General features: G+C 60.9%; 2 protein-coding genes and 1 pseudogene. 2 read left to right on the forward strand and 1 reads right to left on the reverse strand.

Features of this window, described 5'->3' with window-relative positions:
• The coding region (locus PG883_RS23325) for an MFS transporter (protein ID WP_270808434.1) at nt 1-737 on the forward strand (737 nt) is incomplete at its 5' end.
• 101 nt (nt 738-838) lie between these two features.
• The gene (locus tag PG883_RS23330) at nt 839-1597 is read left to right on the forward strand and encodes a DeoR/GlpR family transcriptional regulator (protein WP_010674233.1); all 759 of its coding nucleotides are present in this window, start codon (nt 839-841) and stop codon (nt 1595-1597) included.
• A gap of 184 nt (nt 1598-1781) precedes the next feature.
• Here PG883_RS23330 and PG883_RS23335 read toward each other — a convergent pair.
• Nucleotides 1782-1878: pseudogene (locus tag PG883_RS23335) on the reverse strand (IS5-like element ISAs34 family transposase); the annotation flags it as partial.

Genomic DNA, 1878 nt, shown 5'->3' on the forward strand with positions numbered 1-1878 from the left:
CTCATGGTGTTCCGCTTTGTTTCTTTGGCGAGAAGAAGCGTACCAGAACCGGCAGTTGGCCTCTTCTCTCCTATGCACCATGGGTGTTGCAGTTATTATCTGAATTCGCGATCTTCATGAAGTACGTGCTGCACAACAAGCTGCTCTGGTACATCGCCATCGCCAACGCCTTCGTCTACCTCATCCGTTACGGCGTGCTGGACTGGGCGCCCACCTATCTGAAAGAGGCCAAGGACTTCAGCGTGGATCACTCCTCCTGGGCCTACTTCCTCTATGAGTGGGCGGGGATCCCGGGCACCCTGCTGTGCGGCTGGATCTCCGACAAGATGTTCAAGGGCCGCCGCGCCCCGGCAGGCATCCTGTTCATGGTGCTGGTGACCCTTTCCGTGCTGGTCTACTGGTTCAACCCGGCGGGGAACCCGACCATCGACATGATGGCCCTGGTCGCCATCGGCTTCCTCATCTATGGCCCCGTCATGCTGATCGGCCTCTACGCCCTGGAGTTGGCGCCCAAGAAGGCGGCCGGTACCGCGGCGGGCTTCACCGGCCTGTTCGGTTATCTGGGTGGCGCGGTCGCGGCCAACGCCATGCTGGGCTACACCGTTGACCACTTCGGCTGGGACGGCGGCTTCATGGTGCTCACCGTCTCCTGCGTGCTCTCCATCATCCTGCTGGCCATGACCCTCAAGCACGAGAACGAGTCGATTGCCGCCAAGGCGGCTGCCCATAAGGCATAAAACGTGATCCTGCCCTTATCGATTGGAAAAGGGATCAGGTACACTGCCAAAGGCCCCGCACCTGCCGGGGCCTTTTTTCGTCTCATCTGCGGAGTGCAAGCGTGAAGCAAACCCAACGACATCTGGAGATCCTGGACGTCCTGACCCGGCAGGGTTTCGTCTCGACCGACGATCTGGTGACCCATTTTGACGTCAGCCCCCAGACCATTCGCCGGGATCTCAACGATCTCGCCGAACAGAACAAGATCCGGCGCCATCACGGCGGGGCCTCACTGCATTCGAGCACCGTCAACACCGCCTACAGTGCCCGTAAGGTGATGCAGCTCAAGGAGAAGGAGCGCATCGCCCGGGAAGTGGCCGCCAACATCCCCGACGGCTCGTCGCTCTTTATCGACATCGGCACCACCACCGAGGCCATCGCCCGGGCCCTGCTCGACCACCGGGAGCTGCGCGTGGTCACCAACAACCTGAACGTCGCCAGCATCCTGACCGCCAAGGATGACTTCACCGTCATCATCGCCGGCGGCGAGATCCGCAACCGGGATGGCGGCATTGTCGGGGAGGCGACCCGCGACTTCATCGGCCAGTTTCGCATGGACTACGGCGTCATCGGCATCTCGGGCATCGACAGCGACGGCTCCCTGCTCGATTTCGACTATCACGAGGTGAAGATCGCCCAGGCCATCATCGCCCACTCCCGCCAGGTGTTCCTGGCCGCCGACCATACCAAGTTTGGCCGCAACGCCATGGTCAACCTCGGCAACCTCAACCAGATCCACGCCCTGTTCACGGATCAGGAGCCGCCGGAGAAGCTGATGCGACTGATGTCCCAGCATCAGATCGCCTGCCATATCTGCTGAGCTTCCCCGCACAGGCATCAGGCCGCCTCGGGGCGGCCGCTTTTTTTTCTGCCCCCTCCCGGCCTGCGGCGTCTCCCTTGCGGCGCTTAAGAGGCCAGTTCCTGGCGCTGACACTCCTTCTTTGACCCCCTGATGTTGCTCCCGCACTCGGGCGCCACGTTTGCACCGACGCTAGGCTGTGTTCTCAAAATGCTGGTTTTCTGTCCACACATAACTCGCGCAAGTAGCGAAGGCAGAAAGCCAGTTTGATAAAGGCTGCAAAACTCTTGGCTAGCTTTTCA

Origin of the sequence: Aeromonas sp. QDB25, from assembly GCF_027707725.1 — a bacterium.
GTDB lineage: Bacteria > Pseudomonadota > Gammaproteobacteria > Enterobacterales > Aeromonadaceae > Aeromonas > Aeromonas caviae.